The organism is Mesorhizobium sp. M0159, assembly GCF_040322295.1.
In the GTDB taxonomy this organism is placed as follows: Bacteria; Pseudomonadota; Alphaproteobacteria; order Rhizobiales; family Rhizobiaceae; genus Mesorhizobium.
This window is the reverse complement of sequence record NZ_JAMYTF010000033.1, coordinates 1-20,390: the sequence shown is the minus strand read 5'-3', so window position 1 is coordinate 20,390 and position 20,390 is coordinate 1. Positions and strand designations below refer to the sequence as shown.

24 protein-coding genes and 1 pseudogene are annotated in these 20,390 nt (G+C 63.4%); 11 read left to right on the top strand and 14 right to left on the bottom strand.

The features are described from left to right. Window positions 1-50 precede the first annotated feature (50 nt). From NKJ32_RS25535 to NKJ32_RS25525, 3 genes and pseudogenes are all read right to left on the bottom strand, one after another. Window positions 51-323 (bottom strand): annotated as a pseudogene (locus NKJ32_RS25535) (IS5 family transposase); the annotation flags it as partial. A gap of 77 nt (window positions 324-400) precedes the next feature. Beyond that, window positions 401-823, bottom strand: a complete 423-nt coding sequence (locus NKJ32_RS25530; RefSeq protein WP_352570036.1) for a DUF4279 domain-containing protein — start codon at window positions 821-823, stop codon at window positions 401-403. 113 nt (window positions 824-936) lie between these two features. After that, entirely contained in the window at window positions 937-1,737 is an 801-nt protein-coding gene (locus NKJ32_RS25525) for a lytic murein transglycosylase (RefSeq protein ID WP_352570208.1), read from the bottom strand. A 185-nt stretch (window positions 1,738-1,922) separates the two neighbouring features. Between NKJ32_RS25525 and NKJ32_RS25520 the strand changes: the two genes are divergently transcribed. The 7 genes from NKJ32_RS25520 (at window position 1,923) to rpsP (ending at window position 8,838) form a co-directional block, all read left to right on the top strand. Continuing rightward, a complete protein-coding gene (locus NKJ32_RS25520) occupies window positions 1,923-3,170 on the top strand; it encodes a flavin monoamine oxidase family protein (RefSeq protein ID WP_352570037.1) in 1,248 nt (415 codons plus the stop codon). A gap of 90 nt (window positions 3,171-3,260) precedes the next feature. After that, complete coding sequence (locus NKJ32_RS25515) at window positions 3,261-4,355, top strand: zinc-binding metallopeptidase family protein (protein WP_352570039.1); 1,095 nt, start codon at window positions 3,261-3,263, stop codon at window positions 4,353-4,355. Window positions 4,356-4,418: 63 nt separating this feature from the next. Beyond that, the gene (locus tag NKJ32_RS25510) at window positions 4,419-5,021 is read left to right on the top strand and encodes a DUF1236 domain-containing protein (protein ID WP_352829196.1); all 603 of its coding nucleotides are present in this window, start codon (window positions 4,419-4,421) and stop codon (window positions 5,019-5,021) included. A gap of 151 nt (window positions 5,022-5,172) precedes the next feature. Next, window positions 5,173-6,141 carry a CPBP family glutamic-type intramembrane protease gene (locus tag NKJ32_RS25505; protein ID WP_352570042.1) on the top strand — a complete coding sequence of 323 codons (969 nt, stop codon included), beginning with the start codon at window positions 5,173-5,175 and terminating at the stop codon, window positions 6,139-6,141. Between the two features lie 309 nt (window positions 6,142-6,450). Next, on the top strand, window positions 6,451-8,052 hold the full coding sequence (ffh, locus tag NKJ32_RS25500) for a signal recognition particle protein (RefSeq protein ID WP_352570044.1): 1,602 nt from the start codon (window positions 6,451-6,453) through the stop codon (window positions 8,050-8,052). Between the two features lie 7 nt (window positions 8,053-8,059). Beyond that, a complete protein-coding gene (locus NKJ32_RS25495; protein WP_352450211.1) occupies window positions 8,060-8,386 on the top strand; it encodes a chorismate mutase in 327 nt (108 codons plus the stop codon). Between the two features lie 50 nt (window positions 8,387-8,436). Continuing rightward, window positions 8,437-8,838: a 30S ribosomal protein S16 gene (gene rpsP / locus NKJ32_RS25490; RefSeq protein WP_352570046.1), complete on the top strand. Its 402-nt coding sequence runs from the start codon at window positions 8,437-8,439 to the stop codon at window positions 8,836-8,838. A gap of 72 nt (window positions 8,839-8,910) precedes the next feature. Here rpsP and NKJ32_RS25485 read toward each other — a convergent pair whose 3' ends face one another. Both NKJ32_RS25485 and NKJ32_RS25480 read right to left on the bottom strand, forming a co-directional pair. Beyond that, window positions 8,911-9,174: a YMGG-like glycine zipper-containing protein gene (locus NKJ32_RS25485; RefSeq protein WP_023680734.1), complete on the bottom strand. Its 264-nt coding sequence runs from the start codon at window positions 9,172-9,174 to the stop codon at window positions 8,911-8,913. 191 nt (window positions 9,175-9,365) lie between these two features. Further along, window positions 9,366-9,776 (bottom strand): DoxX family protein, encoded by a 411-nt coding sequence (locus NKJ32_RS25480; RefSeq protein ID WP_023680735.1) that lies wholly within the window; start codon window positions 9,774-9,776, stop codon window positions 9,366-9,368. A 261-nt stretch (window positions 9,777-10,037) separates the two neighbouring features. Here NKJ32_RS25480 and NKJ32_RS25475 point away from each other — a divergent pair, with 261 nt between their 5' ends. After that, on the top strand, window positions 10,038-10,445 hold the full coding sequence (locus NKJ32_RS25475) for an ACT domain-containing protein (RefSeq protein WP_352570209.1): 408 nt from the start codon (window positions 10,038-10,040) through the stop codon (window positions 10,443-10,445). A 187-nt stretch (window positions 10,446-10,632) separates the two neighbouring features. Here NKJ32_RS25475 and NKJ32_RS25470 read toward each other — a convergent pair whose 3' ends face one another. Beyond that, on the bottom strand, window positions 10,633-11,667 hold the full coding sequence (locus NKJ32_RS25470) for an aspartate-semialdehyde dehydrogenase (RefSeq protein WP_023680535.1): 1,035 nt from the start codon (window positions 11,665-11,667) through the stop codon (window positions 10,633-10,635). A 106-nt stretch (window positions 11,668-11,773) separates the two neighbouring features. Then, complete coding sequence (locus NKJ32_RS25465) at window positions 11,774-11,923, bottom strand: hypothetical protein (protein ID WP_352450216.1); 150 nt, start codon at window positions 11,921-11,923, stop codon at window positions 11,774-11,776. Between the two features lie 201 nt (window positions 11,924-12,124). Between NKJ32_RS25465 and NKJ32_RS25460 the strand changes: the two genes are divergently transcribed. Together NKJ32_RS25460 and NKJ32_RS25455 are read left to right on the top strand one after the other, a co-directional pair. After that, window positions 12,125-13,957 carry a DEAD/DEAH box helicase gene (locus tag NKJ32_RS25460; protein WP_352570047.1) on the top strand — a complete coding sequence of 611 codons (1,833 nt, stop codon included), beginning with the start codon at window positions 12,125-12,127 and terminating at the stop codon, window positions 13,955-13,957. Window positions 13,958-14,045: 88 nt separating this feature from the next. Further along, window positions 14,046-14,753, top strand: a complete 708-nt coding sequence (locus NKJ32_RS25455) for a DUF805 domain-containing protein (RefSeq protein ID WP_352570048.1) — start codon at window positions 14,046-14,048, stop codon at window positions 14,751-14,753. A gap of 278 nt (window positions 14,754-15,031) precedes the next feature. On the opposite strand, the gene NKJ32_RS25450 is transcribed toward NKJ32_RS25455, so the two are convergent. The 6 genes from NKJ32_RS25450 to leuD all read right to left on the bottom strand — a co-directional run bounded on the left by NKJ32_RS25450 (window position 15,032) and on the right by leuD (window position 19,271). Further along, window positions 15,032-15,541 carry a GNAT family N-acetyltransferase gene (locus NKJ32_RS25450; RefSeq protein WP_352570049.1) on the bottom strand — a complete coding sequence of 170 codons (510 nt, stop codon included), beginning with the start codon at window positions 15,539-15,541 and terminating at the stop codon, window positions 15,032-15,034. A 4-nt stretch (window positions 15,542-15,545) separates the two neighbouring features. Beyond that, window positions 15,546-16,649, bottom strand: coding sequence for a 3-isopropylmalate dehydrogenase (leuB, locus tag NKJ32_RS25445; RefSeq protein ID WP_352829193.1), 1,104 nt, complete (start codon window positions 16,647-16,649; stop codon window positions 15,546-15,548). A 137-nt stretch (window positions 16,650-16,786) separates the two neighbouring features. Then, on the bottom strand, window positions 16,787-17,137 hold the full coding sequence (locus NKJ32_RS25440) for a VOC family protein (RefSeq protein WP_352570210.1): 351 nt from the start codon (window positions 17,135-17,137) through the stop codon (window positions 16,787-16,789). 51 nt (window positions 17,138-17,188) lie between these two features. Beyond that, window positions 17,189-17,572 (bottom strand): RidA family protein, encoded by a 384-nt coding sequence (locus NKJ32_RS25435; protein WP_352570052.1) that lies wholly within the window; start codon window positions 17,570-17,572, stop codon window positions 17,189-17,191. 125 nt (window positions 17,573-17,697) lie between these two features. Then, on the bottom strand, window positions 17,698-18,609 hold the full coding sequence (locus NKJ32_RS25430; protein ID WP_352570054.1) for an Ivy family c-type lysozyme inhibitor: 912 nt from the start codon (window positions 18,607-18,609) through the stop codon (window positions 17,698-17,700). A 56-nt stretch (window positions 18,610-18,665) separates the two neighbouring features. Continuing rightward, entirely contained in the window at window positions 18,666-19,271 is a 606-nt protein-coding gene (gene leuD / locus NKJ32_RS25425) for a 3-isopropylmalate dehydratase small subunit (RefSeq protein ID WP_023680526.1), read from the bottom strand. Between the two features lie 167 nt (window positions 19,272-19,438). On the opposite strand from leuD, the gene NKJ32_RS25420 reads away from it, so the two are divergent. Further along, window positions 19,439-19,864 carry a GNAT family N-acetyltransferase gene (locus NKJ32_RS25420; protein ID WP_352570056.1) on the top strand — a complete coding sequence of 142 codons (426 nt, stop codon included), beginning with the start codon at window positions 19,439-19,441 and terminating at the stop codon, window positions 19,862-19,864. 17 nt (window positions 19,865-19,881) lie between these two features. Here the strand turns inward: NKJ32_RS25420 and NKJ32_RS25415 are convergent. After that, the coding region (locus NKJ32_RS25415) for an NAD(P)/FAD-dependent oxidoreductase (RefSeq protein ID WP_352829191.1) at window positions 19,882-20,390 on the bottom strand (509 nt) is incomplete at its 5' end.

The window sequence follows — 20,390 nt, the reverse complement described above, 5'->3', positions numbered from 1 at the left end:
ACCGATCTCGTGAAAGCTGAAAACGATCCGAGAAAACTAGGACGTAGACACATTACTTGCACCGTGCCGTCATGGGCCTCGGTAATGACGTCCATCAGCCGATCCCAGACACCTGCTTTCCGCCATCGAACGAAGCGGTTGTAGCAAGTGGTGCGAGGGCCGTAGCGCTCGGGCAGATCGCGCCATGGCGCACTCGATCGCAGCACCCAGAAGATGCCGTTCAGCACGCGACGGTCATCGACACGCGGCACGCCTCGCGGCTTGTTGGGCAAAAGCGGCTCGATGACGCGCCATTCGAAGTCGGTCAGATCGTATCGGCTCATGCCCCTATGAATCAGACTCCGCTCAAATTTGGAACCAGCCAGTCGGCAAACGACCCAATGCGGGACAGGACGCCTGCTCACACCTCACTTCCATGTTGGTGAGCTTCGTCCTCAACAAAAAGGTCGAGGCTCCAGCCAACACCGCAATCCGCGAGCACCCTCATCGCAGACGGCTCAAGCCAAATGCCGCACTGTACGTCGTAGGGCTGATAGAACCCGCCGTAGATAGTTATCTGCTTTGGCCGCACTTCCTGCCGCAGCCGTGCGAAGGCCTCCTCCCGACCTCGCATCTGCTCGATCAGGTAGTTGACCGCATTCTCGTGCTCGGCCCCACTCCGGAGCCTTTGCCGCGGACCATCGAGGCTCCATCCATTCTTCTTGCGCGGGGACCCGTTACGCATCGGGTCGCCCTTGCGGACTATGCGTGTCGGTTCGAGGCTTAGGATCGCAGTCACCCCCTCGGGGTCCGCATCGAAATCAACGATCGAGAGCGAGATCATCGCCTGTCCTAGCTAGGTTCCAAAGGGCAAGGCAAGCCCTGCGCTGTTGCGAGACTCTTCATGCTCGCCTCGCGCTTCCAACCGAGCCCAGTCATTTTTGCGTTTATATCCTGTCAGTCGGCATCGATCGCCGTGGCCATGCGGGCGATGGCCTGTTGATAGACGCTCGCCGAATTCCAGCCAGCAATTGCGCCGATATTCGCCTGCGCGCTGGCGCCCGGTCGCCAACCATGACCCTTGAGGAAGTTGGCGGTAGAAGCCAACGCAGTGGCCTTGTCGCGCAGGTTTTTGTTGCCTACGCCATATGCCAAAACATTTCCGGGCAGGAACTGCGTGTGGCCAATCTCGCCATGCGCGGCACCGACCGACGCGGCGCTCAACGCTCCGCGATCAACCAGCTTCAGGGCCGCAATGGCATGCGGGTAGAAGAACTCCGGACGGCGACAGTCATAGGCCAGCGTTAAAATGGCGGAGACCGTATTCTGGTTGCCCATGGCGGAACCGAAGCCGGTCTCCATACCCCAGATGGCGAGCAACACGCCCGGCGACACGCCGTAATTCCGTTCGATCTTGTCGAACAGCGCAGCATTGGCCTTCTTCAGCGCACGGCCCCTGGCAATGATCGCGGACGCGCCACGGCGCTTCATGAAAGCTTCCACCGAGCCGCTGAAAGCCTTATGGATGGCGCGGTCGACGGAGATCGTCTTTGTCGCGTAGGTTGCGCGAGACAGAGCGGCCAGACCCTTCGAGCCGACACCGTCGGCCTTTGCCTCCGCGGCGAACTCCGGTTTCCATGCCTCGAAGCCGGCGCCGCTCTTGCCACAGCTGGCCGCCGCCTGCGCGCCCGTCGCCAGCGCAAGCACCGCCACCACCGTGGCCACTACAAACATCTTCCCCTTGGCAAGAAATGCCATGCTGCTCTCCTGGTTGCCTGAATCACGTTCCCAATTGCGAACTTGCCTGCGAAACACCTGCTTGTCACTGTCCCGGCGCTGCGCCGATGCACTCAATACAGCAGGAACTTCAAATCCACCACACTGGCGGATGCCCGGGAATTTGCCTACGATCAAGTAATTATTGTGGCGGGGACAGAATAAGCATGGAAGACGTTGATGTCGTGATCATCGGCGCCGGTTCAGCCGGGCTTTCGGCTTCCAAGACCCTGCGCGCTGCCGGTTTTTCCTTCAAATTGTTGGAAGCGATGAACCGCATTGGCGGCCGCGCCTGGACCAGCGACCAGCATTTCGGCGTGCCGTTCGACATCGGCTGCGCCTGGCTGCATGCCGCGGACCGCAATCCCTACTTTCCCGAGGCGAAGGCCGCTGCCTGGACGCTTCATCACCACGACATGAATGTCGATCATCTCTATTACCGTGAGCGAAAGGCAAGCGAAGCCGAGGAGGCGGCGATGAAGGTGGCCGACGCAAGGCTGTTCGAACTGGTGGCGGCACATCAGGTGAGGGAAGGCGACGATGACCGCCTTTCGGCATTGCTCGCCAAGGGACACGCGCCGCGCGCCGCCGCAACCTTCGCGGGGCCGATGGATTTCGGCGCCGACGAGGACGAGATATCGATCCGCGACTTTCAGGCCGCCGCCGATCTCGATCCGAATTATTTCACCGGGGAAGGCTTCGGTACGCTGGTTGCCCGCTTCGGCGCCGACGTGCCGGTGGAGCTGTCGACGCCGGTGCGCAAGATCCTCTGGGATGGGCCGGGCGTAGCCTGCGTCACCGATCGCGGTACCATCTGCGCCAAGGCGGTCATCGTCACCGCCTCGCCGGCAGTGCTCGCCTTCGAGGAGATTGCGTTCTCGCCTGCACTCCCCGATGCGCATTTCGCCGCCCTCTTCGACCTGCCGATGGGCATGCTGACCAAGCTGCCGGTCGAAATATCCGGTACAAGGCTCGGTCTGGAGCCGTTCGACGATTTGCTGATCGAGCGGTTGGCACGGCACGACATCTACTTCCTCTGCTTTCCCTTCAACCTTGATTTGATGGTCGGTTTCGTCGGCGGCGATTTCGCTTGGGAGATGTCGGCGGCGGGCGAGGCGGCTGGCATCGACTTCGTCGTCGACCGGCTCTGCGGCATTTTTGGCGGCGACATACGAAAGCATGTCGGACGCGCAATGATGACCAATTGGGGCGCTGAGCGGTTCGTGCGCGGCGCCTATGCGGCGGCGCGGCCCGGCCGCTCGCAAGCGCGCGCCACGCTGATGCAGCCCGTGGCGGAAAAGATCTTCTTCGCCGGCGAGCATTTGGCCGGTCCGCTGATGCAGACCTGCGGCGGCGCCAGATTGTCGGGCGAGGCAGTGGCCAAGGAGGTCGTCGCCCAGCTTGCGGCAAAATAGCATCGGCCGGCAGGAACGTGGGCAGCTGACAGGCGTTTGGCGTTCTCCTGCTCGTATCGTCCTCCGCATTTCGAATGATTTGAGACGCCAATGAAGCTTTTCGACTGCCCGCATTGCGGCCACCGTCTCTATTTCGAGAACGCGCAATGCCTGAACTGCGCCAGCCTCGTGCTTTACGATCCCGAGCATGCGCGCTTCGCGCTGTCCGGCGCCGACGTCTTCCATTGCACCAATGCCGACGAATGCGCCTGCAACTGGATGGCGGAGCCCGGCCACGCCTTCTGCCGCGCCTGTGCGCTGAACCAGCTGATCCCGGATCTGTCGGTCGACGGCAACCGCCGCCGCTGGATCCGTGTCGAGGCGGCAAAGAAGCGTGCCGTCTATTCGCTGCTCGCCTTCGGCCTGCCGGTCGCACCCAAGCAGGACGTTGGCGACGAGATCGGTCTCGCTTTCGATTTTCTTGCCGATCCGATCGGCGGCGGTCCGGGCGGCGAACGTATCCTGACCGGTCATGACAACGGCCGGATCACGCTCAACGTCGCCGAGGCGGATTCGGCAGAGCGCGAACGGCGGCGCGTCGAGATGGGCGAGAACTACCGCACGCTGCTCGGCCATTTCCGCCATGAGCTCGGCCATTATTACTGGGACCGCCTGATCCGCGACAATTCGCAAAAGCTTGCCGGTTTTCGCGCTTTGTTCGGCGACGAGCGCGCCGGCTACGAACAGGCGCTGAAGACCTATTATGCCGATGGCGCGCCGCCCGACTGGCAGCAGCGCCATATCTCGGCCTATGCGACGTCGCACCCATGGGAGGACTGGGCCGAGACATGGGCGCATCACATGCACATCACCGACACGCTGGAGATGGTGCATGCCCTGAATTTCCCGCTCGGCCGGCTGGAAACCGTTGAAGCCAACGAGCTGCCGCGCGCCGATACCGGCGGCAAGCTGCAGCCGGCACCATCGGAACCCGCCTCCAGGCCAGAGCCTTTCGAAAGGATTCTCGACCGCTGGCTGGTGCTGTCGGAGGCGTCCAACTCGATCAACCGCTGCATGGGCCTGCCCGATCTCTATCCCTTCGTCATCTCGGACGTGGCGGCGCAAAAACTTGCTTTTGTTCACGAGCTTTTGACCGACCTGCCGAAAACGACTGGAACAAATCGTGAGCCGGCCGAAGCCTTTTAGCCGGAACGCATGCGGCTTTGCTTCGTTTTCCGTGCCAAGGGACTGTGAAACGGAGAGAAGACCATGAAACGCATATTGTTTCCGGCGGTGGCCGGAGCGCTCATAGCGATGTCGGGCTCTGCATTGGCCGACACCGCCGTCTCGGCCATCACTGATCTCAATGTACGCGCCGGCCCCGGCCCGCAATATCCGGTGATCGGCGTGCTCGCGGCCGGCCAGTCGGCGACGCTCGACGGCTGCATCGCCAACAGCAAATGGTGCACTATCGCAGAGGCTAACGGCCAGGGCTGGGTCTATTCCGACTATGTGACGGCCGATTTCGGCGGCAGCCGTGTGGTCCTGACACAGCGTCCGGCCGGCGCCGACATTGCCATCGTGACGCCGCCCGCCGATAGCGTCGAGTATTCCGACAGCTATACCGGAGCAATCGTCGCCGGCGAGGCGATCGAACCTATCCGGAGACCGCCGGCCGAAATCCGTACCTATGTCCGTACGCATCGGCTCGATCCGGTCTATCTCGAGGGCGAGGTGGTCACGGGCGCGACGTTGCCCGACACCGTCGAGCTACGCGAGATTCCGGACTATGACTACCGCTACGTCTACGTGAACGGTCAGCCGGCGCTGATCGATCCGGACACAAGGCGCATCATGTACGTCGTGCGCTGACGTTACCAACAGGGCGGTCGCCCTGCAGTAGCGGCGGCCGCTCACAAACCCCGATATTGCCACAGGCCGGCATTGCCGATGCAATACCGGTTTCCACATTGGGGCCGATGTTCTAGACCTTGCGAGCCGAAGCACCAGCCAGCGAGCCCGCGTGATCATCGACCCGACCGCCTTCCAACAGTACCGGCACGCCGCCAACGACAAGGCCACCTTGCCGCGCCTCCTGCTCGGGACGGTGGTCGTCATCCTGTTCTGGCTCGGAACCACTGCCGCCGTGCTGTTCGGCGGCACCTATGCGTTTGCCGTTTGGCAGGCATCGTCTGGCACCGCCCCGCCAGGTGGAGGAGCGGTGCAGGATTTCATGGCCTCTCCTGCGGGCATCCTCGCGGCGCTGGCTTCATTTGCCGGAATCTGGCTCGGCCTTTGGGCTGCCATGCGCTGGATCCATCGCGAGAAGCTGACCGCCCTGATTGGCGTCAGCCGGCGCATTTCTTGGGCGGGGTTCCTGAAAGGGCTGGCCGCAGTGCTGATCACCTCGCTGCTTTCCGAGATCCTGCTTTATGGTTTGCAGCCCGACATCGCGCGCGGCACGATCGGCCTGTCCGCGTGGCTTTCGTTCCTGATCCCGATCGCCGCCCTGACCTTTCTGCAGACCTCGTCGGAGGAGATGCTGTTTCGCGGTTATCTGCTCTGGGGCCTGGCGAGCCGGTTCCAGAACCCTTTCATCTGGGCGCTGCTGCCGGGATTGCTGTTCACCTCCCTGCACTGGAGCCCAGGTTCGAGCGCTGCCATCAATGCCTGCGTGCTGGCCTCGATCGCCGCCTTTGCGCTGCTGCTGACGCTTCTGGTCTATGCAACCGGCAATCTCGGTGCCGGCTTTGGCGCCCATCTCGGCAACAATCTGACCGGCTTCCTGCTGATTTCGCACCAGCAAAGCTATAATTCCTTCGCCCTGTTCAACGCCAAGCCGCTCGAAGCCGCCGGCTGGACGACTTCAGACGCCGTCCTCATCGCTTCGATCGGCATCGTCAGCAGCCTGTTGACCGTTCTGCTGCTTTTGCATCCGCGCTCACCGCTGAAGGTCGAGCCGGATATGGCGCGCGCCGGCAGCGTGCGCTGATGTGCATTGCCTGGTCGTCCTGAGCTATTTGACGCAAAGCTTGACCAAAGCTTGACTCTGCGGCCGATTTCCTGTCTACACGCCGCGAATTCCGCGACGAGTATTCCTCCGAGCAAACCGACCGGGACGCCGAAACCTCTTTGAGGTGAAGTGCTGTAAATCGATCCCGGAGGCCAACACCCGGCAGCGCTGTGCGCCCCCGGGTGCTTTTTGGCTTTGGGCTTTGCCCGGACCGGCTTTTGCTTGGACAGTTGGCGCGAACGCATTACCTCTCGGGCATCATCCGGGTGCCAGGGAAAAGGAAAAAGAATGTTTGAATCGCTACAGGAACGTCTTGGTTCGATCCTGAACGGCCTCACCGGCCGCGGCGCCTTGTCGGAGGCTGATGTCTCGGCGGCGCTGCGCGAGGTGCGCCGTGCGTTGCTCGAGGCCGACGTGGCGCTGGAAGTGGTGCGTTCCTTCACCGACAAGGTGCGCGAGAAGGCCGTCGGCGCCGCCGTGGTCAAGTCGATCAAGCCCGGCCAGATGGTCGTCAAGATCGTCCATGACGAGCTGGTCGAGATGCTCGGCGCCGAGGGCGTCGCCATCGACCTCAATGCACCGGCTCCGGTCGTCATCATGATGGTCGGCTTGCAGGGTTCCGGCAAGACGACGACCTCGGCCAAGATCGCCAGGCGCCTCGCCGACCGTCAAAACAAGAAAGTCTTGATGGCCTCGCTCGACACGCGGCGTCCCGCCGCGCAAGAGCAGCTCCGCCAGCTCGGCGAGCAGGTCAAGATCGCCACATTGCCGATCGTCGCTGGCCAGACGCCGGTCGATATCGCCCGCCGCGCCGTGCAGGCGGCCAAGCTCGGCGGCCATGACGTCGTCATCCTCGACACCGCCGGCCGCACCCATATCGACGAGCCGTTGATGGTCGAGATGGCCGACATCAAGAAGATGTCGTCGCCGCACGAGATCCTGCTGGTCGCCGATTCGCTGACCGGCCAGGACGCCGTCAATCTGGCAAAAAGCTTCGACGAGCGCGTCGGCATCACCGGCCTCGTGCTGACCCGCATGGACGGCGACGGCCGCGGTGGTGCGGCGCTCTCGATGCGCGCCGTTACCGGTAAGCCGATCAAGCTGATCGGCACCGGCGAAAAAATGGACGCGCTGGAGGAATTCCACCCCAAGCGCATCGCCGACCGCATCCTCGGCATGGGCGACATCGTCAGCCTCGTCGAAAAGGCGGCCGAGAACATCGACGCCGAACAGGCCGCGGCGATGGCCAGGAAGATGCAGTCGGGCAAGTTCGACCTGAACGACCTCGCCGGCCAGCTTCAGCAAATGTCGAAAATGGGTGGCATGGGTGGCATCATGGGCATGATGCCCGGCATGGGCAAGATGAAGGACCAGATGGCCGCCGCCGGGCTCGACGACAAGATGTTCGGTCGCCAGCTCGCCATCATCTCGTCGATGACCAAGGCCGAGCGCGCCAACCCCGATATTCTGAAGCACTCGCGCAAGAAGCGCATCGCCGCCGGCTCGGGTACCGACGCGGCCGAAATCAACAAACTGTTGAAGATGCATCGCGGCATGGCCGACATGATGAAGGCGATGGGCGGCAAGGGCAAAGGCGGCGGCCTGATGCGCGGCATGATGGGCGGCCTCGCTTCCAAGATGGGGCTCGGCGGCATGATGCCTGGCGGCGCAGGCGGCATGATGGGCGGCGGCATGCCGGACCTCTCCAAGGTGGACCCCAAGCAGCTCGAAGCCTTGCAGAAGCAGGCCCAGGCGGCCGGGCTCGGCGGCATGAAGGGCCTGCCCGGTGGTTTTCCCGGTGGCGGTGGCCTGCCTGGGCTGCCCGGTGGCATGAAACTTCCCGGCCTGCCGGGCGGTGGCGGGCTGCCTGGCCTCGGCAAGAAGAAGTGAGGGCGCCATGAACGAAGAGAAGGACATGGCGGACGCGCGTGCGGCGCTGGCCAATTATCGCGCCTCGATCGACAATATCGACGCGGCGCTGATCCACATGCTGGCCGAGCGCTTCCGCTGCACCAAGGCAGTCGGCGTGCTGAAGGCGGAACATGGCCTGCCGCCTGCCGATCCGGCGCGCGAGCAGGAGCAGATCGCCCGTCTTCGCCAACTGGCGAAGGACGCCCATCTCGACCCGGATTTCGCGGAGAAATTCCTGAACTTCGTCGTCCGCGAAGTGATCCGCCATCACGAGCAGATCGCCGCATCCAACGGCGTAGCGAAAACCGGCTGAGGACCAGCCACCAACCGATCAACCGAATCAGAGCTTTTAGGAGAAAAGAAATGCCACTGAAAATCCGATTGGCCCGTGCGGGCTCGAAGAAGCGTCCCTATTACCATGTCGTCGTCGCCGACGCGCGTTCGCCGCGCGACGGCCGTTTCATCGAGTCGCTCGGCTCGTGGAATCCGCTGCTGCCCAAGGACGGCGAACGCGTCAAGGTCGACGCCGAGCGCGTCAAGCATTGGCTGTCGCATGGCGCCCAGCCGACCGACCGCGTGCTGCGCTTCCTCGATGAAGCCGGCATCGCCAAGCGCGAAGCCCGCTTCAACCCGAACAAGGCCGAGCCCGGCAAGAAGGCGCAGGAGCGCGCAGCCTTGCTGAAGAAGGCGCAGGAAGATGCCGCCGCGGCCGTTGCCGCCGCCGCAGCCGCGCCGGCCGAGGCGGAAGCCGCCAGCGCCGAATAAATCATCTCCACAACCACGAAACGGCGGGCCCTGCCCGCCGTTTTGCTATTGCATCCATATGATGCGGCCCGATCAATAGCCTTCCGGGCAACTCGCAACGTAGACACGACCGTTGCGATCGCGATAACGGCATTGGCCGCTTTCGCTGGCACGGCCGATCAGTGCACCGGCCAAAGCGCCGGCCGCACCGCCGATCACCGCGCCCTTGGTCGGGTTGCCGGCCACCGCAGCGCCGACCGCCGCACCGCCCAGGCCACCAACTGCCGCGCCTTGCTCAGTACGGGAGCAGGCACCGAGCGGGACCAGCAAGGCCATCAAGATCATCACCTTTTTCATTGTCGTTCCTCTCCAACAGGGTGCCGTCCTCGCCGCTGCACCCCCTAACTCGCAACCAGGCGATTTGATCCAAAGAAGAAGATCGGCTGCCGCCCGGCGGCGCTCAATTTGATCCAAAGAGTAGAAAGGCGGCGGCAGACCGCGCCCGCTCTGGCGGCGTGGCCACCATCGAACGGCTTTCGAAATCGCCGCTATTGGCTGAACGGGAACAACGCGCGCACCCTTGGATCGCGCAGATACAGGCCACCCCAGAGGACGGCGCCGAGATAGACGCCGAACAGTATGTGCGAGAACAAAGGGCTGCCGATACGCACATGCGTGGCGACTGCGCCGCCGAGATAGGCGGTGAGCAGGATGGCGCCGAGCACCGAGGTGCGTGGCAGCGCGTAAAGCGCTGTCGAGACCAATCCAATGGTACCGAGCATGCGCGAGACATTGGCATCGGCCGGCCAGCCGAGCTGCACCATGGTCTGGGTGACGATTTCGAGCGGCGGTAGCTTGATGACGCCGTCGAAGATCATGAACAGCACGATGACGGCGCTGAGCACGCGGCCGGCCCACAGGGCACGCGGTGAGACGGGTGCTGCCTGAGACATGGTCATTGATGTTCCCTCCGGTCGTTGTGAGCACTGGCTCCTTCGCCAGCTCGAACCAAGGACGCGGCCCATGACGGCGATCCGACACGCCTCCAGCTCTTTTTCAGCTCCGGGGGACGGCGACCTCGGATGTACAAGTTCAGTCGGCAACGAACCTGGCCAAGTCCACCTTGCGGGGTGAGGTGGAGGGCGTTATTGAAAATCCGTAGAGGTGTCTTCCGAGCGCTCGACGGCAACCACCGCCTGATCGCACAACGAAAGCAACCGATGGCCGGAGAGACCGACCTGAAACAGTTGCTGGCGGCAATGACGCCGGAATTGCTTGCCGGCGTTCATGTCTTCACCACGTTGCCACCCGATGCGCCCGTTCCCGACAGGCTCCACCCGGTGATGCTGTTTCGCGAGCGCGAGGGCACGACGCTGATCGTGGTTGAAGACCATGCCAAGGCCGCTGGACTGAAAACCGTGTTCCGCTGCCGGATGCTGACGCTGAACATCCATTCGTCGCTGGAAGCGGTCGGCTTCCTCGCCGCCATCACCGCGCGGCTGGCCACCGCCGGCATCGGCGTCAATCCGGTCTCGGCCTTCTACCACGATCATCTGTTCGTGCCCGCCGACCGGGCGAAGGAGGCGCTGGAGTTGCTGTTGGACCTAGCGGAGGAGAACCGGCTGTGACGCCGTCGCCTTGCTGCCTATTTGAGACGCCTGTGCCCCTCATCCGCCTGCCGGCACCTTCTCCCCGTGAACGGGGAGAAGGGCGCTAACGGCCGAAGGCCGAGCCCGCGACTGCGGGCCGCCGGTCGTCCGGCGCCCCCGCGGAGGGCCAGCCGCGACAGCGGCGATGCGGCCGTGAGCGAAAAAGTTATGCCGCCTTCTTCTTCGGCTGGATCAGCCCGCGCTCGACCAGCAGCTCGGCGATCTGCACCGCATTGAGTGCCGCGCCCTTGCGCAGATTGTCGGAGACGATCCACATCGACAGGCCGTTGTCGATGGTCGAGTCCTCGCGGATGCGCGAGATGAAGGTGGCGTCCTCGCCGGCCGATTCCAGCGGCGTGATGTAGCCGCCGTCCTCGCGCTTGTCGATGACCTGGCAGCCCGGCGCCTCGCGCAGGATCTCGCGCGCCTCGTCCGCCGTGATCGGCTTCTCGAACTCGATGTTGACCGCTTCCGAATGGCCGATGAACACCGGCACGCGCACGCAGGTCGCCGTCAGCTTGATCTTCGGGTCGAGCATCTTCTTGGTCTCGGCCACCATCTTCCACTCTTCCTTGGTGAACCCGTCGTCGAGGAAGACGTCGATATGCGGGATGACGTTGAAGGCGATACGCTTGGTGAACTTCTTGACGTCGACCTGGTCGGCGACAAACACCGCGCGCGTCTGCGTGAACAATTCGTCCATGCCTTCCTTGCCGGCGCCGGAGACCGACTGGTAGGTGGCGACGACGACGCGCTTGATGGTGGCCGCGTCATGCAGCGGCTTCAGCGCCACGACCAGCTGCGCCGTCGAGCAGTTCGGGTTGGCAATGATGTTCTTGCGCGTGAACAGCGAGATCGCATCCGGGTTCACTTCCGGAACGATCAGCGGCACGTCCTGGTCGTAGCGGAAGGCCGACGAATTATCGATGACGACGCAGCCCTGCTTGCCGATCTTCGGCGACCATTCCTTGGAGACGTTGCCGCCGGCCGACATGATGCAGATGTCGGTATCTGAAAAATCATATTGGTCGAGCGCTCTGACCTTCAGCGTGCGGTCGCCGAACGACACTTCCGTGCCCTGGCTGCGCCGCGAGGCCAGCGCCACCACCTCGCTCACCGGAAAGCCGCGCTCTTCGAGTATGTTGAGCATTTCCCGGCCCACATTGCCCGTGGCGCCGACGATCGCAACCTTGAAACTCATCGAAATCTCCTGTCCCTCTCCGCTCGTTTTCTGGAGAAAACCCGCCGGCCGATGCGGGTTTCAACCCCCGGGCCGGACCCGGGAGAGGGTGGTTAGGCCAAGGGAATCAGACCGTTTTGGTGGTCGTTTTGCCGGTTTTTTTGAGCAAGAACGTGATTTTGCTGGAACGAGGAGACGCAGCGACGCGCCCGGCCCAATGGTTCGCATTGGGGCCGGGGATGTCGAAGGCAGAAAGCGCCATCAAAAGGCCGCGCATCGAAAACTATCCCGTTCGGTGCCGGCTTTTACGCGGTTTACGTCTAGAGTCAATCGCAACAAGGCCGACCCGCCCGCCCTGTACAATGACGGCGGCACCAAGTACGAACGAGCATCGTCTGGCTCGTGGCGCCCGTCTGTGGCGCTTGCCGACATTTGACCCGTCGCCGGGTATTCAGAATCCGAATTTCGAAAGAGCAAGATGTCCAATTTCGAAGCTATTGTTCCCGCGCTGGCAAAGGCGCTGGAAAAACGCGGCTATGTCGAGCTGACGCCGGTGCAGAAGGCCGTTCTCGAGCTTGGCCAGGCCGATGCGCTGGTTTCGGCCCAGACCGGCTCCGGCAAGACCGTCGCCTTCGGTCTGGCTTTGGCGCCGACCCTTCTCGATGGCGCGGAGCGCTTTTCCCACGCGGCGGCACCCCTGGCGCTGGCCGTGGCGCCGACGCGGGAGCTGGCCCTGCAGGTAACGCGCGAGCTGGAATGGCTCTACGAACTGACCGGCGCCACGGTGGCGTCCTGCGTCGGCGGCATGGACATGCGCACCGAACGGCGCGCGCTGGAGCGCGGCGCCCATATCGTCGTGGGCACGCCCGGCCGCCTGCGCGACCACATCACCCGCAATTCGCTCGACATGTCGGCGCTCAAGGCAGTGGTGCTCGACGAGGCCGACGAGATGCTCGATCTCGGCTTTCGCGAGGATCTGGAATTCATCCTCGATGCCGCACCCGCCGATCGCCGCACGCTGATGTTTTCCGCGACCGTGCCGCGCTCCATCGCCACGCTGGCCAAGGGCTACCAGCGCGATGCTGTGCGCATCTCGGCCTCCGGCGAGGAAAAGCAGCATCTCGACATCGAATACCGGGCGCTGAGCGTCGCCCAGGCGGACCGCGAAAACGCCATCATCAACGTGCTGCGCTTTTACGAGGCCAAGAACGCGCTGGTGTTCTGCAACACGCGCGCCGCCGTGAACCATTTGACGGCGCGCTTCAACAATCGCAACTTTTCCGTCGTGGCGCTGTCCGGCGAGCTTAGCCAGAACGAGCGCAGCCACGCGCTACAGGCGATGCGCGACGGCCGCGCCAAGGTCTGCATCGCCACCGACGTCGCGGCACGCGGCATCGACCTGCCCAATCTCGAGCTGGTGATCCATGCCGACCTGCCGACCAACCCGGAAACGCTCCTGCACCGAAGCGGACGCACGGGTCGTGCGGGACGCAAGGGCGTCAGCGCGCTGATCGTGCCCAATAGTGCCCGCAGGCGCACCGAGCGGCTGCTGCAAAGTGCCGGCCTTGCGGCAACCTGGGCGAGCCCGCCGTCGGCCGACGACGTGATACGGCGCGACGACGAGCGCATTCTCGCTGATCCGGTCTTCAGCGAGCCTATGAAGGATGAGGAGCGCGGCTTCGTCGAGGCGCTTCTCGATCAGCACGGGCCCGAACAGGTTGCCGCCGCATTCGTGCGGATGTGCCGCTCCAGCCACTCGGCGCCGGAGGATCTTCTCGACGTGGCACCGTTCACGCCGTCGGGCGAAAAATTTGCGCGCCGGGACGAGGCACCGAGCCGCCGCGACGATTTCGGCGACAGCGTCTGGTTCTCGCTGTCGGTCGGACGCCGGCAGAATGCCGAGCCGCGCTGGCTGATCCCGATGCTGTGCCGGACAGGCGGCATTTCCAAGCGCGAGATCGGCGCCATCAAGATGCAGCCGGAGGAAACCTTCGTGCAGATCGCGGCGGACTGGGCCGAGCGTTTCCTCGCTGCGATCGGCCCCGACCGCAAGCTGCAGGGCAACATTGCGGTCAAGCGGCTGGACGGCACGCCGGATTTGTCGCGGGCCGGCTACCAGGAACCGCGGCCCGAAAAGAAGCCGCACCGCGGCAAGCGCACCTTCGATCAGAACACGCCCAAATTCGAGAAGCGCGCACCGGCCGACCAGCGCCCGGCATTCGAGGCGAAGCCCTGGGCCGGAAAACCGGCCAAGGCGAAGTTCGAAGGCGGACCTGCGAAACACAAGAAATCGAAGAAACGGCCGGGGTAAATAGCCAGCACTCTCCATTTCCGCACGCCCCTTGCGGTCTGCCGGAACTTTGCACAGTCTGGGGCGGGGAAATGGGGGTGGGCAGGACATGCGCGGCGAAGTTCTTCATTACGACGAAGACCAGGGTTTCGGCTTCATCATCGGAGCCGACGGCAACCGCTACACTTTGGCGCGCGAAGATTTGCGCCGCGAAGCATCGGTTGCCGGAGGTACGACCGTCGAATTCCAGCCGGCTGGCGGACGGGCACGCGATGTTTTTTCGATCCGCGCCCAACCTGGCAGTGCGCCTGCCGACGCCTCCACTGCAACCGCCGCGCCATCTCAGGCCGGCAACGCGCCAGCGGCACGTCAGCCGCAACATTTCGGCCGTTCCGCTGAACAAAGTCCGGCCGAATCGGCCGGCCTGTGGAACTATTTCTGGCTGGGTCTGACCGAGAATTACTTCAACTTCGCCGGCCGTGCCTGCCGCAAGGAATATTGGGGCTATTGCCTGTTCTGGACGATCGCGCTGCTCGTGGTCATAGGCATCGGTGTCTTTATCGACGGCGCCATGGGCAATACCGCTGAACTGCCGGCAGTAGCGGTCGGCCTTTTCGGCCTCTTTCTGCTGGCGACAGCCCTGCCGTGGTTCGGGCTGAACGTGCGTCGCCTGCACGATATCGGCCTGACCGGCTGGCTCTTCCTGCTTTTCCTGATCCCGACCTTCGGCACCGTGATCATCCTGATCTTTGCGCTGATCCCGACCCAGCCGCGCGAAAACCAGTGGGGTCCGGTGCCAGTAGGTGTCAGGGTTTAGTACCTCCACGATTGGGTCGCCGGCCGCCACGCCTTCGTCATCCTAGGGCGGAGCGACGCGAAGCGGAGCGCAGACCCTGGGATCCATGCCGCGACATAAGCCGAGGAACGCAGCGGTTCAGAATGGCGCTCATATCCACCACGAAGAAGCACTCGGTTCTGGTCGGCCGAGCACTGCCGCCGGGTAACGGCATGGATCCTGGGGTCTGCGCCGCGTCGCTTCGCTCCTTGCTTCGCCCCAGGATGACGAAGGGGGAGATGTTTCGGCCAATCTCCAATTTAGGGCTTCCAAGATCGCGTCGAGGAACCAGCCGCGATCGCCAGCAGCGCCTCGCCGGATAACCTGAGAAAGACCTTCTGCTCGTGACGCTCGGCACCAAATTGGGCATAGAAGCGCAGCGCGCCTTCGTTGCAGTCCTCCGTGGTCAGATCGATACGGCCGATGCCTTCGCGCATGCAATTGCCGGCGAGGAATGCCATCAGCGCTCGACCGACACCGCCATCGCGGGCGGTATCGCGCACGAACAGGTCCTTGAGGAACAGCAGCCGCTCGAGATCGATGCCGGGATGCGCGATCGCAACCGAGGCCAGCCCGCAAACTTCGCCATCGACGAAGGCGAGCGCAAAATGCGGATAGGATGGGCTTTCGTCGCCAAGCCATTTCTGCGCCGCCGACAAAACCTGGCTGGCGTCGAGTGGCGGTTGCCGGTAATGCACCGCCATTTCGCAAAGCACGGTGGTGAGTGCCGCCGCATCCCCAGTCGTCGCCCAGCGGACGTCGACCGCCATAGGATCAGCCCAGGAACTTGGCGATGATCGCGCCGCCCATCTCAGCGGTGCCGACCTCGGTCATCCCCGGCGAATGAATATCCCTGGTGCGCAACCCCTGATCGAGCACGGCGGCGATCGCGCCTTCCAGCCGGTCGGCCTCTTCAACCATGCCGAAGGAATAGCGCATGCACATGGCGAAGGAGGCGATCATGGCGATCGGATTGGCGATGCCCTTGCCGGCGATGTCGGGCGCCGAGCCGTGCACCGGCTCGTAGAGCGCCTTGCGCTTTTTTGTCTTCGCATCCGGCGCGCCGAGCGAGGCCGACGGCAGCATGCCGATCGAGCCGGTCAGCATGGCGGCGATGTCGGACAGCATGTCGCCGAACAGATTGTCGGTGACGATGACGTCGAACTGCTTCGGCCAGCGCACCAGCTGCATGCCGCCAGCATCGGCCAACATGTGATCGAGCTTGACGTCGGCATACTTGGCCTTGTGCGTCTGGGTGACGACCTCGTTCCACAGCACGCCCGACTTCATCACATTGCGCTTTTCCATCGAGGTGACGTGATTCTTGCGCGTGCGCGCCAATTCGAAGGCAACGCCCGAAATGCGCTCGATCTCGAACGTATCGTATATTTGGGTGTCGATGCCGCGCTTCTGGCCGTTGCCGAGGTCGATGATCTGCTTAGGCTCGCCGAAATAGACGCCGCCGGTGAGCTCGCGCACGATCAGGATATCGAGCCCCTCGACCACCTCCTGCTTCAGCGAGGAGGACGCCGCCAGCGCCGGATAGCAGATTGCCGGCCTGAGATTGGCAAACAGCTCCATGTCCTTGCGCAGCCGCAGCAGACCCGCCTCCGGGCGCACCTCGTAAGGCACCGCATCCCATTTCGGTCCGCCGACGGCGCCGAACAGCACCGCGTCCGACGCCATTGCCTTGGCCATGTCGGCATCGGAAATCGCCGCGCCATGCGCGTCGTAGGCGCAGCCGCCGACAAGGCCCTCACTGGTGACGAAATCGCTGCCGAGCCTGTCGTTCATGGCGGAAATCAGCTTCTTCACCTCGGCCATCGCCTCGGGGCCGATGCCGTCGCCGGCAAGCAGGAGAAGATTTTTCGAAGCCATGGGGAACCGTCCTGATTGTGTCGTGAGCCGCGGCCTTGCTAAACGCCAAGCGGCCGGCGCGCAAGCCTGCGGTTCAGAGCATCGGACCCAAAAGTGGAAACCGGTTTTGGGAAAATCCGATGCTCAAGACAAAATGCCTAGAGATGCGAAAGGATATTGACCAGCCTGCCGAACGGGTCGCGTACGAAGAAGCGCCGCACGCCCCAGGGTTCGTCCGCCGGACCGTATTCGATGGCAAAGCCGGCCGTCCTCATGCTTTCAAGCGCGGCATCGACGTCGTCGACTTCGATAGAGATGTCCGGCACCGGCGTTCCTGATCCCCCTTCGGCCATGAAACTGACCTGCACGGACATCGTCTCTTGCGAGCCGTAGGTAGCGATCCAGCCCATATCCATCTTGAGATCGAGGCCGAGCACATCCTGATAGAAGGGTTTTGCCGCCGCGATATCCTGCGTGTCTATGTTTGCAACGATGCGCCTGACCTTCACCATGGGCCGATCCTCGTGCTAACCGTGTCGTTGTCGCAACCGTGACAGGCATCAGGCTGTGCGCCGCAGCGCCGTCACCTCGATCTCGATCTTCATCTCCGGCTTGTTGAGCTGGCACACGATCATCGTTGCCGCCGGCCTGATCTCGCCAAAGGCCTCGCCGAGGATCGGGAACACCACATCCACGAAAGCCGCATCGGTGATATAGTAATGCGCCCGCACCACATCGGCCGTCTCGAAGCCGCCGTCCCCGAGCGCCTTGGCGATCGTCGTCAGGCAATTGCGCGTTTGTGCCTCCACGGTCTCCGGCATCGACATGGTCGCATAATCGTAGCCGGTCGTTCCGGACACGAAACACCAGTCGCCCTGCACCACGGCGCGCGAATAGCCGGCGGTCTTCTCGAAGGGCGAACCGGTGGAGATCAGTTTTCGCATGGTGTCCTCCTTTTTTGCAGCGTAGGCGGTTTGGCGAAAGCGGCGGTGACGGCCGATCTCCCCCCAAGTGGGGGAGATGTCCGGCAGGACAGAGGGGCGCGCGAAGGATCGCGGCAGAACGATTTCTAATTCGGCGACCCCAGCGCCTTGTCCAGCGCTTCCTTGACGTCGGCCGGCCATGTACTCACCGCCGGCCACGCGTCCGGCTCGGGCTTGTCGCCGCGGCGGGCGAAATACAGCTTGTGCTTGACCGGGTCGACCGCCATGAAGCCGTCATTGCCACCGCAATCATGCGGCACGCAGCCGCTGGCAAAGAAGGCACCCGACGCGGTTTTTTCCGTGCCGCCGCCGACCAGCAGGCTGGTCGCCATGTCGGGCATGTCCTTGCCGAGCAGCGTCTCGGCTAGCCTGTAGACGGCCTCGTTGTGAAAGGCATCAATGATGTTGTCGTATTTCGACGGATCGATGTCTTTCCAGTCGGTGCCCGGCTCCGGCATGTAGGTCAGATTACCGGACGTCGTCAGTCCGTCCGTCGGCGACCATTGCAGCGCCGGCTTGGAATCGCCCGGCAGCAGATAGGGTACGAAATAGACGGCGCTGTCGGAGATCGCGGCCGGCGGCGCGCCGCATTCATCCTGCTCGACCGTGGTCGTCTGGATCGCACCGCCCTCCGGCTTCCACACGATCACCTTGGCCGGGCCGCACTGGTTGCCGCCGTCGCCGACATCGACCAGCGCCACCTTGACGCCGCCGACCTCGACGATCTTGTCGAAGAAGACGTCGTAATTGCGCGCCAGTTCCTTGCCGTCGAAGGCGAGTACCCGTTCCCCGTATTCTTCCTCCTGGGTGATGGTCAGCTGGCCGCCCTCGAACGGGATCGGCGCCTGCTTGTCATCGTCGGCGGCGGCTGTGTCGCTGGCGCCTTGATCTGCCGCTGGCGCTTCCGTGGCGGGCGTCTGCGTCTGGGCATAGACGCTCGCCGGGGGCAGCAGCATCAGCGGCAGTCCGCAGGCAGCGGCAACAAGCAAGCGTGTCATCACATCCCTCCCCGGACACTTGGCGTAGAGGCTGACCGTCGGCGCGGCTTTAGAGCCTATGCCCAGGGCCGCAGCTCGGCGTTCTTCTTCTCGAACGAAGCGATGGCGCCGGCCTTCTCCATGGTCAGGCCGATATCGTCGAGGCCGTTCAAGAGGCAGTGGCGCTTGAATTCGTCGAGGTCGAACTTGACCACGCCGCCGTCCGGCCCGCGGATTTCCTTGGCTTCGAGATCGACCGACAGCGTCGCGTTGGAACCGCGCGAGGCATCGTCCATCAGCTTCTCCAGGTTTTCCGGGCTGACGGTGATCGGCAAGATGCCGTTCTTGAAGCAGTTATTGTAGAAAATGTCAGCGAACGAGGTCGAGATGACGCAGCGGATGCCGAAATCGAGCAGCGCCCACGGCGCATGTTCCCGGCTCGAGCCGCAGCCGAAATTGTCGCCGGCGACCAGGATCTGCGCCTTGCGGTAGGCCGGCTTGTTGAGCACGAAGTCCGGGTTTTCCGAGCCGTCGTCCTTGTAACGCATTTCGGCGAACAGGCCGGTGCCGAGCCCCGTGCGCTTGATCGTCTTGAGATAATCCTTGGGGATGATCATGTCGGTGTCGACATTGACGATCGGCATCGGCGCGGCGACACCGGTGAGCTTGGTGAATTTTTCCATGGTTCTTGCCCGTCTTCTTCTCGTTGCGGGGAATTGCTGGCGCTCGGTTTACACAATGCCGCGGGCAAATAAAAGACGGCTGTTTTTGGACTTCCGTCGTCGATCGAAACACAAAATCGGTACAAAACAGCTTCAAAACCACCAGCCCATGGTGCACTTTTGTCGACATGACAACGCGATCCACGATCCTTTACGCCAGCGAACCGGGCCTCGGCATCGCCGAGTTCCGCCGCGTTCTGGTGGAATCCGGCCTCGGCGAGACACGGCCCGTCGATGATCATGCCCGTTTGAAGGCGATGCTCACGAGTGCCGCCCTGGTGCTCACCGCGCGCATCGATGCACCGGGCAAGCCGCTGGTTGGTGTCGCTCGCGGCGTCACCGACTTTTCCTGGGTCTGCTATATCTCCGAGCTCGCTGTTTCTGCATCGGCGCAAGGGCTGGGTATCGGCAAGGGCCTGATGGATGAGGCACGCCGGCAACTCGGACCTTCCGTTGCCATCAGCCTGATCTCCATGCCCGACGCCGTCGGCTTCTATGAGCGTATCGGCATGGAGCGCATGCCCAACGCATTCTGGTTCGGCCGCAAGCGCTGACGCCTGCCGCGGAGTTCTCAGATTACATTCAATTCCCGAAACGGCCGCCCGTCGGCGATCCGGCTGTACCCGAACGCCGAGCAATCCACCGTGCGATAGCCGCCATGCACGATCAGTTCGGCCAGCGCCTTGCCGACCGCCGGAGCCTGCTGCAAGCCGTGGCCGGAAAAACCGTTGGCGAAGAGGAAATTGCCGACCTCCGGGTGCGGGCCGATCACCGCGTTCTGGTCGAGCGTGTTGTAGTCGTAATGGCCGACCCAGGCGCGCGTCGGCTTGATCGCCTCGAAGGCCGGAATGCGGGTCGCCAGCACCGGCCAGATCACCTCTTCGAACAGCGGCCAGTCGGGGTCGAAGTCGGCGGGGTCGGCCGGTCCTTCGCCCTCTTCCGGCTCGGCGCCGCCGGTGATGTAGACCGAGCCCTCCGGCCGGACATAGATGCCGCTCGGGTCGACCAGCAGCGGCATGTCGTCATATTTTTCGCGCGCCTCGAAGACGAAGACATTGCGCTTGCGCGGCTCCACCGGCA

Coding starts and splice junctions, on each gene's coding strand:
- NKJ32_RS25530 (WP_352570036.1), bottom strand. CDS start 823: ATGATCTCGCTCTCGATCGTTGATTTCGATGCGGACCCCGAGGGGGTG.
- NKJ32_RS25525 (WP_352570208.1), bottom strand. CDS start 1,737: ATGGCATTTCTTGCCAAGGGGAAGATGTTTGTAGTGGCCACGGTGGTG.
- NKJ32_RS25520 (WP_352570037.1), top strand. CDS start 1,923: ATGGAAGACGTTGATGTCGTGATCATCGGCGCCGGTTCAGCCGGGCTT.
- NKJ32_RS25515 (WP_352570039.1), top strand. CDS start 3,261: ATGAAGCTTTTCGACTGCCCGCATTGCGGCCACCGTCTCTATTTCGAG.
- NKJ32_RS25510 (WP_352829196.1), top strand. CDS start 4,419: ATGAAACGCATATTGTTTCCGGCGGTGGCCGGAGCGCTCATAGCGATG.
- ffh (WP_352570044.1), top strand. CDS start 6,451: ATGTTTGAATCGCTACAGGAACGTCTTGGTTCGATCCTGAACGGCCTC.
- NKJ32_RS25495 (WP_352450211.1), top strand. CDS start 8,060: ATGAACGAAGAGAAGGACATGGCGGACGCGCGTGCGGCGCTGGCCAAT.
- rpsP (WP_352570046.1), top strand. CDS start 8,437: ATGCCACTGAAAATCCGATTGGCCCGTGCGGGCTCGAAGAAGCGTCCC.
- NKJ32_RS25485 (WP_023680734.1), bottom strand. CDS start 9,174: ATGAAAAAGGTGATGATCTTGATGGCCTTGCTGGTCCCGCTCGGTGCC.
- NKJ32_RS25480 (WP_023680735.1), bottom strand. CDS start 9,776: ATGACCATGTCTCAGGCAGCACCCGTCTCACCGCGTGCCCTGTGGGCC.
- NKJ32_RS25475 (WP_352570209.1), top strand. CDS start 10,038: ATGGCCGGAGAGACCGACCTGAAACAGTTGCTGGCGGCAATGACGCCG.
- NKJ32_RS25470 (WP_023680535.1), bottom strand. CDS start 11,667: ATGAGTTTCAAGGTTGCGATCGTCGGCGCCACGGGCAATGTGGGCCGG.
- NKJ32_RS25465 (WP_352450216.1), bottom strand. CDS start 11,923: ATGCGCGGCCTTTTGATGGCGCTTTCTGCCTTCGACATCCCCGGCCCC.
- NKJ32_RS25460 (WP_352570047.1), top strand. CDS start 12,125: ATGTCCAATTTCGAAGCTATTGTTCCCGCGCTGGCAAAGGCGCTGGAA.
- NKJ32_RS25455 (WP_352570048.1), top strand. CDS start 14,046: ATGCGCGGCGAAGTTCTTCATTACGACGAAGACCAGGGTTTCGGCTTC.
- NKJ32_RS25450 (WP_352570049.1), bottom strand. CDS start 15,541: ATGGCGGTCGACGTCCGCTGGGCGACGACTGGGGATGCGGCGGCACTC.
- leuB (WP_352829193.1), bottom strand. CDS start 16,649: ATGGCTTCGAAAAATCTTCTCCTGCTTGCCGGCGACGGCATCGGCCCC.
- NKJ32_RS25435 (WP_352570052.1), bottom strand. CDS start 17,572: ATGCGAAAACTGATCTCCACCGGTTCGCCCTTCGAGAAGACCGCCGGC.
- NKJ32_RS25430 (WP_352570054.1), bottom strand. CDS start 18,609: ATGACACGCTTGCTTGTTGCCGCTGCCTGCGGACTGCCGCTGATGCTG.
- leuD (WP_023680526.1), bottom strand. CDS start 19,271: ATGGAAAAATTCACCAAGCTCACCGGTGTCGCCGCGCCGATGCCGATC.
- NKJ32_RS25420 (WP_352570056.1), top strand. CDS start 19,439: ATGACAACGCGATCCACGATCCTTTACGCCAGCGAACCGGGCCTCGGC.